This window comes from Steroidobacter sp., from assembly GCF_016790065.1.
Lineage (GTDB): Bacteria > Pseudomonadota > Gammaproteobacteria > Steroidobacterales > Steroidobacteraceae > Steroidobacter.
The window spans coordinates 1-6,935 of record NZ_JAEUPY010000615.1 but is presented as its reverse complement, the minus strand read 5'-3'; the positions used below and the strand labels follow the sequence as shown (position 1 = coordinate 6,935).

Below are 6,935 nucleotides of genomic sequence, written 5' to 3'. Positions count from 1 at the left end.
TTGCGTTTCAACGAGCTGATCTCGGGTGTGCGTTCGGATCTGGGCATCAAGATCTACGGCGACAATCTGGATCAGTTGTTGAAATCAGGTAACGCCGTTGCGCGGGTCTTGAATGGCATCGATGGCGCCGAGGGCGTGAAGGTCGAACAGGTGGCGGGCCTTCCCGTTCTGTCCGTCGAACCGAATCGTGCGGCCCTATACCGCTATGGATTGAACGTCGCGGATGTCCAAGACGTGCTTTCGGCGGCGACCGGCGGTGAGGAAGCCGGTCAGATCTTCGAAGGCGATCAGCGCTTCGGCGTGGTGGTGCGACTGCCCGAGCATCTGCGTGCGGATGTCACCAATCTTTCCCGACTTCCCATACCTCTGCCCGAAGGCGGTTACGTGCCGCTCGGTGAAGTCGCCTCACTCAAGCTCGCCCCGGGGCCGAATCAAATCAGCCGCGAGAATGGCAAGCGTCGCCTAGTCGTCTCCGCCAATGTGCGCGGCCGCGACCTTGGCGGCTTCGTGACGGAAGCACGAGACAAAATCGCGCAGCAGATCGAACTCCCGGCCGGCTATTGGCTCAACTACGGCGGCACGTTCGAGCAGCTGCAATCGGCATCCCAGCGACTCGCCGTGCTCGTGCCGGTGACGCTGGTGATGATTTTCGCGTTGCTGCTGATGACATTCGGCTCGGCGAAGGATGCAGCGCTGGTCTTCAGCGGTGTGCCATTGGCGCTCACCGGCGGAGTCATCGCACTCTGGATTCGTGACATACCCTTATCGATCACCGCGGGCGTCGGCTTCATCACACTGTCCGGCGTCGCCGTGCTCACCGGCGTGATGATGGTCTCCGCATTCCGAGATCGATTAGCCAACGGCTTGGGACTGGACGAAGCCATTCGTGAAGGCGCGATGATGCGCTTACGTCCGATCCTGATGGTCGCACTGGTGGCAGCGCTCGGATTCCTGCCGATGGCGTTGAACACGAGCACGGGCGCGGAAGTCCAGCGACCGCTGGCAACCGTCGTCATCGGCGGCATTCTCTCGTCCACGCTGCTGACCTTGCTAGTACTGCCTGGTTTGTACCGCATGGCCTATCGGCCTGATTCGGTCCGGGTTGCGCCCGCGCAGACGTTACAGGAGTCTCACTCATGAAACTTGTCACTGCATTCATTCATCACGTGCGGGCCGCAGCTGTCGTACAAGCGCTGGCGGATGCTGGTTTCCGGAACATTTCCTCTCAGACCGTGACCGGCATGCTGAAGCCGGTCAGCGAGAATGAGCAAACCTACTCGGTGGATGCCGGCGGACTCGCGATTTCGGAGGTCTGTCTCTCGCTCGTCTGCGAGGACGGCGAGGTGGATACGGTCACGACCATCATCAGATGGATCGCTCGCATCGGAACTCAGATGTCCGGCTGGGTCTATGTCAGCCCCATCGAACAGGCCTTGCCCATTGGCGGCGATATTGTCGAAGGGACGGCCGCTTGATGGTCACGCCAGCCTTGTGCTGACCCAAGGTCATGTCATCGACCGGTCGACAAAGCCTTCGAGCGCGACGGCTTGCTGCGGAAGCTGCTGAACGGGAGGACTTGCGCAGACGCCTGCGCATCGCTGTCGTCGTGTCAGTCCTCGTCGCCGTTATTGGTGGAGTGCTGGGAAACTGGGATCATTTGTTTGGGATACCCCCGGAACGTGTGGTCAATATTTATCGCGTGCACGGCTGCCAGTGCGCCTTCGCATGGAAACGAGCGCTGGAAGCTGCCGGCTATACCGTCAGACTGCGCGAGTACGAGACCCTGGAGTTCGTTCGCCAGTCCGCACGAGTGCCCGCCCACCTGCACGGCTGCCACGTCGCCAGGTACCTTGGATATTTCCTCGAAGGGCACGTCCCGGCATCTGCACTTCGAAGACTTGCGACCGAACGACCGGTCGCCCTCGGCCTTGCCACGCAGGCGGCGACGACCATGGGCGAAGAGCACAAACAAAAGGTAGTCGATAGTGACGGCCAGGTGCGACTAGTCGAGCCCGATGGTCAGCTTCGCGAATGGCCCCAGGGCACGCAGTGACCAACGCACGGTGCAGTGATGACAAACGTGCCGCTCCCGATACCGAACACTCCGAGACACGTCTTCGAAGCATGGGCTTCAAAAACCGGATTGGCTGTCGTTGCGCTCCTGCTTGTTGGCTGCGTACTGTCATTCGCACCGAGCAACGGTACGCCTCCCGATCCCTTTCAGACGGCACTGCGGGCCTGCCGGCTTCAGCAGGTTGGTCCGTTCAATCGCGGCATATTCCTGCCACCGACGCACCCCGCTGTGGCCCGATGCTTGAAGCGCCGGGGTTGGCAAATTGACGGCAGCGCCATCGATGGCACTAGTGAACGCTGAATGGTACAGGAGTCGAGGCTATGCGAATGCAGCTTGTCCTTCTCGCGATCTCATCCCTGATTCCGCCGTACAGCCATGCCGTCGACGTGCCCTCGGCTTGCGATCTGTTGCCCGGCTCCATCGTGAGCTCAATCGTTGGTACCGAGGTTCGCTCCGACACTCTGCATTCAGATGGCAAGGAACGGCGATCGAATACCTGCGGCTACTCGGGCAAAAGCGTCAACCTGACTTTCTCGATCCTGCCAAATGAAACCGAGGAGGCCGCTCGCACCCGCCTCGCCCGCGCACTCGAACGAACCTTCCCGAAGGGTGCGTCTCTTCAGCCCCTGCGCGGGATTGGCACTGAAGCACGATTCGGAGCCGTCGATGGCAAGGCGCGAGCGGCAATCGTTGGCCGGTACGACACGACTGTATTCATGCTCTCAGGCCCCAACGACCAGGCCATGCTGGTTGCGTTGACGCGAAGAGCTCTCGCTCAGCTCAACCGCGAGCCTCACCAAGATCACCTATAGATGCGACGCTTGGTCGCCACAGGGCTTCGATTCGATCTGTGCCGTCACGTGCTGAATTGCAAATTGCGTCGTGACGTGCCCGCGGACACGATCCAGCACGTCGTCGTGGCCATAGCCCTGGGAGAGTTCAACGTGCAAGCTCATTGCATTGACGCCCGAGGTCAAGGCCCAAACATGCACATCGTGTAGACCCGCCACGCCGGGCAGCTTGAGCAAACTGTCGCGCACGGCGGCAATGTTCACATCGGACGGCGTGCCTTCGAGCAGTATGCCCAAGGCCTCCTTCAACAGGTGCCAAGTGCGCGGCACGATGAATAGCCCGATCCCAGCCGAGATGATCGGATCAGCGTAATACCACCCAGTCGTCAGCATGATGACGCCTGCAACGATGACGCCGATCGATGTCAGCAGGTCGGAAAGCACCTCGAAGTACGCGCCCTTCATGTTCAGGCTTTCCTGAGATCCGCTATGGAGCAGCCGAATGCCGATGAGGTTCACCACCAATCCAACGCTGGCCACCGCCAGCATCCAGCCACTCTCAACCGTCGGAGGGTTTCGGAAGCGCTGATACGCCTCGTACAGGATGTAGAACGACACGAGCACCAGGACGACCGCATTGGCGAGAGCGGCCAATATTTCCATTCGGTAGTAGCCGTAAGTCCGCTCCGGCGTCGCCGGGCGTTCGGCAAAGCGAATGGCGAGCAGCGCCAATCCGACTCCGGCGACATCCGTGAGCATATGAGCGGCGTCGGCGAGGAGCGCAAGACTTCGGGTCCAGAATCCGCCGATGACCTCGACGACGAAGTACAGGCAGGTCAGCGCAAAGACGATGGTCAGCTGGCGTTTATTGCGGCTGCCGGCGCTTGCGATGCTTGTTCCGCTCATGGGGGAGAGACCTGTCAAAGCGCGTGGGTGTCGCTATAAATCGATGACACCCCTCCTCCGTTCCCGCACCCGATAGCGTACTGATTAGCCTGCGCTCGCGTGCGCTTGTAAATTCAGCTCGCGGCGGGCTTGCCGCACCACGCTCCATGCACTCCACAACGCCAGCGCTCCCATGAGTAGCGCAATTCCCGCGTCGGGCCATCCGGCATGCAGCCGAGCGACTGCCACGGCAGCGATGACCACGGCGACATTGCCGATCGCGTCATTGCGGGAGCACAGCCACACCGAACGCATGTTGGCATCGCCTTCGCGGTACGCATACAACATGACCGCCACGCCTCCGTTGACCAGCAGCGCCAGGATGCCGACGACGCCCATCGTGATGGACTCCGGCACCGTGCCCAACGTGAGGTTCCACAGGGCGTGAAGCACCACGAACGCGCCGTAAGCCCCCATGCTCAATCCCTTGATCAAGGCGGCGCGTGAGCGCCAGACGACAGCCATGCTGAGCACGGCCAATGAAATGCCGTAGTTGGCGGCATCACCGGCAAAATCGGCTGCGTCAGCGAGCAAGGCGACTGAATCCGCGCGCCAGCCCAGCGCGAGTTCGATCACAAACATCAGCGCGTTCGCCGCCAAGGCGATTTGCAGCACGCGTCGATAACGCGGACTTGCGCCACGTCTCTCGGTGGAGCACGCGGAAGAACAACAGCTGTCAGCCATCGCGGAAACCTTGCCTCATCCGGTTTTTGTAGCTACCGTGATTCAACACCCTGTAGTAGCTTTAGAGTCAAGCACTCTTCGAGGCCTCGACCATGCCCAAGCTGTTTAAAATCGGCGAGTTGAGCGAGCTGGGCGGATGTCCGATCGAGACGATCCGCTACTACGAGCGGGAAGGCCTACTGGCCAAGGCGGGCCGCAGCGCAGGCAATTACCGCTTATATGAAAAGCATCACCTGGATGCTTTGCAGTTCATCCGAAACTGCCGCACGCTCGATATGACGCTCGAAGAAATTCGCGCGCTGCTCTCATTGCGCTCCGATCCGTCTCGAGCATGCACGGACGTCAATCGCTTGTTGGACGAACACATCGAGCACGTGCGCGATCGAATTTCCGAGCTCAAGAAACTCGATCGCACCTTGCGTTCGCTACGCGCAAAATGTCAGCACGTTCTGTCGGTGGAAAACTGCGAGATCCTGAAGGGCATCGGGCATCTGAATCCAAAGACGATCGAGAAGTCCGCGCAGCGCGCGCATTCGCACGCGCGCCGCGGCAGCTAAGCCAGGCGCGTTAACTCGATGCGCTATACGCCTACAGCCGCCAATCCGTGCTCGCCCCGGGCGGTGGCCCCGTTCGCAACGGTGCTTGTAAAACTCACGGCTCAGCGGCCCGTCTCGGCGTCACACAACTCTTTCATCCGTTGTTGCGCCTTCGTGCGCTCGGCATCAAGTTCCGCACTGGTGTAATAGACGCGGTTGCCCTGCTCATCCCTGCGATACAGTCGTCCGCTCTCGGCGAACATCAGATATCGATCGCGTGCTTGACGGCATTGTATGCCTCGCGTCTGTTCCGCCTCAGCGCGACGGGCTTGTTCCTGCTTCGCCATGTCGGCGCGCTGGGCGCGGCCCGTCTGCAGCCGGGCTTGCGCCTGTTGATCCTCGGCCAGACGCGCGCGGTCTGCATCCGAAAGGGTGGGATCCGTTGGGATCACGATGCGCTCGGCCTGCGGCGATGGCCGATCGGAGTACGTCACGCGTCCCCTTGCATCCACAGACTTATAAATCTCGCCGGCAAGTCCGCTCCCTGGGCTACTCAACAAGCCGAGCGCGATCGTCCCAAATACCAGCCACAAGGCGCTCTGAAAGCGCCCGCGTGCCGTGATAGCTGCACTCATGTCGCCTCCTCAGCCGAGTTCTACTGCTCGCTCGTCAACCGGCTTCGGTCAGCCGACTACGTGAACTTTGACGCGCCGTCTCACCGATACCGTGCCGTCAGGCTTTAGACAGAAGTTCAAAGCCGAACGTTCCTGACTCGACCAAGATCCCTAGTCGAGATGGCTAGCGAGATGACGATACGTACGGGGGCATTGTAGGCGCTCTGGTAGGCGCTGTGATTGTTCTGCTGCCGGTCGTGCAGCGTTGTATGCCACAACATGATGCATTCATAAAGAGAAGGCGATACCTGACTGGCCTGACAACATCACTGTTCCGTCGGGTGTGTCGTGGCGAGCGACATTTAGGGCAAGCTCATCCAGCACTCGCACGCTGGGGCATTCGAACGATGCCCCAGCCTCCCGTGAATACAGTGAATGGCCAGGCTACTCCTGATGCTCCTCCTTGATACCAAGCAGCTTGTGGGCGCCCATCAGTGATTTTTCGCACTCCTCCTCCTTGCCCGCCTTGTGAAGTCCCTCCGCCTTTGCGCGCGCGGCTTTAACGGTCGCTGCATCGGCATCACTTAATTTCGCTTTACTCAGCGCCGCATCAACTGCCTTGATGTCGGCATCGCAATGGCCTTCACTTGCAAAGGCGGGGCTCACTGCAAAGATCATCGCAGCTACGGCAGGAATAATCGCTTTCATAGTATTTCCTCTGGGGTTACGTGTTCTATCCGACCGCGCACTGGTAACGCAGCCGCGCGGCTTTTTGCGTTACCCGAAAGCTCGGCTACACACCCATTCGATAATGGGCGATACCCGTGGGCGCAACTTTCGTACGATCGGAGTTTCGCGATGTCGGGCCGCACGGATGCAGTCGACACCTATGCCGCGATGAGACAGACCGCGGCCCCTCTGGAATCCGCGCATGGCTTCCTCGCGAGGCGGCCACACACGTGCGGAGGTCTGCCCGCCAGTACGGCACGTCGCGAAATCATACTAACCTGCGACGACAGGGCCGCCGACGCAATGACTTGGCATGCAATCTGCTTCGAACGTTTCCTACTAACGTTTTTCTGGCGCAAGTGACATGGGATTCAATCTGGATGCCGAACCGGGTCTTTCCGCCCAAGCGCTGAATCTGCACGCCCGACGCCTGGAGCTGGCGGCGCAGAACATCGCCAACGCCGATACGCCGAACTTCAAGGCACGTGACATTGATTTTCGCGCCGCCCTCGCCGCCTTTGAGCGCGCAGCCCCACCCGAAGTGACCGCGACGTGCCCGGCC

General features: G+C 60.5%; 10 protein-coding genes. 6 read left to right on the top strand and 4 right to left on the bottom strand.

The features are described from left to right. From JNL55_RS25310 to JNL55_RS25295, 4 genes are all read left to right on the top strand, one after another. On the top strand, positions 1–1,140 hold a 1,140-nt coding region (locus JNL55_RS25310), incomplete at its 5' end, for an efflux RND transporter permease subunit (RefSeq protein WP_293860883.1). After that, complete coding sequence (locus tag JNL55_RS25305) at positions 1,137–1,475, top strand: P-II family nitrogen regulator (RefSeq protein WP_293860880.1); 339 nt, start codon at positions 1,137–1,139, stop codon at positions 1,473–1,475. The genes JNL55_RS25310 and JNL55_RS25305, both read left to right, overlap by 4 nt. 101 nt (positions 1,476–1,576) lie before the next feature. Continuing rightward, positions 1,577–2,053, top strand: a complete 477-nt coding sequence (locus JNL55_RS25300) for a DUF411 domain-containing protein (RefSeq protein ID WP_293860877.1) — start codon at positions 1,577–1,579, stop codon at positions 2,051–2,053. 341 nt (positions 2,054–2,394) lie between these two features. Beyond that, complete coding sequence (locus tag JNL55_RS25295) at positions 2,395–2,886, top strand: hypothetical protein (RefSeq protein ID WP_293860874.1); 492 nt, start codon at positions 2,395–2,397, stop codon at positions 2,884–2,886. Here JNL55_RS25295 and JNL55_RS25290 read toward each other — a convergent pair. Together JNL55_RS25290 and JNL55_RS25285 are read right to left on the bottom strand one after the other, a co-directional pair. Then, entirely contained in the window at positions 2,881–3,771 is an 891-nt protein-coding gene (locus tag JNL55_RS25290) for a cation diffusion facilitator family transporter (protein ID WP_293860871.1), read from the bottom strand. The genes JNL55_RS25295 and JNL55_RS25290 overlap by 6 nt on opposite strands. An 84-nt stretch (positions 3,772–3,855) precedes the next feature. Beyond that, the gene (locus tag JNL55_RS25285) at positions 3,856–4,494 is read right to left on the bottom strand and encodes a cation transporter (RefSeq protein ID WP_415923164.1); all 639 of its coding nucleotides are present in this window, start codon (positions 4,492–4,494) and stop codon (positions 3,856–3,858) included. 92 nt (positions 4,495–4,586) lie between these two features. Between JNL55_RS25285 and cadR the strand changes: the two genes are divergently transcribed. Then, positions 4,587–5,051: a Cd(II)/Pb(II)-responsive transcriptional regulator gene (cadR, locus tag JNL55_RS25280; RefSeq protein WP_293860865.1), complete on the top strand. Its 465-nt coding sequence runs from the start codon at positions 4,587–4,589 to the stop codon at positions 5,049–5,051. Between the two features lie 101 nt (positions 5,052–5,152). Here the strand turns inward: cadR and JNL55_RS25275 are convergent, their stop codons facing one another. Both JNL55_RS25275 and JNL55_RS25270 read right to left on the bottom strand, forming a co-directional pair. Further along, positions 5,153–5,665, bottom strand: coding sequence for a DUF4124 domain-containing protein (locus JNL55_RS25275; RefSeq protein ID WP_293860862.1), 513 nt, complete (start codon positions 5,663–5,665; stop codon positions 5,153–5,155). 423 nt (positions 5,666–6,088) lie between these two features. Beyond that, entirely contained in the window at positions 6,089–6,352 is a 264-nt protein-coding gene (locus tag JNL55_RS25270; protein WP_293860859.1) for a hypothetical protein, read from the bottom strand. Positions 6,353–6,737: 385 nt separating this feature from the next. On the opposite strand from JNL55_RS25270, the gene JNL55_RS25265 reads away from it, so the two are divergent. Beyond that, positions 6,738–6,935 (top strand): flagellar basal body rod protein FlgB (locus JNL55_RS25265; protein ID WP_293860856.1); only part of this gene is annotated, 198 nt, incomplete at its 3' end.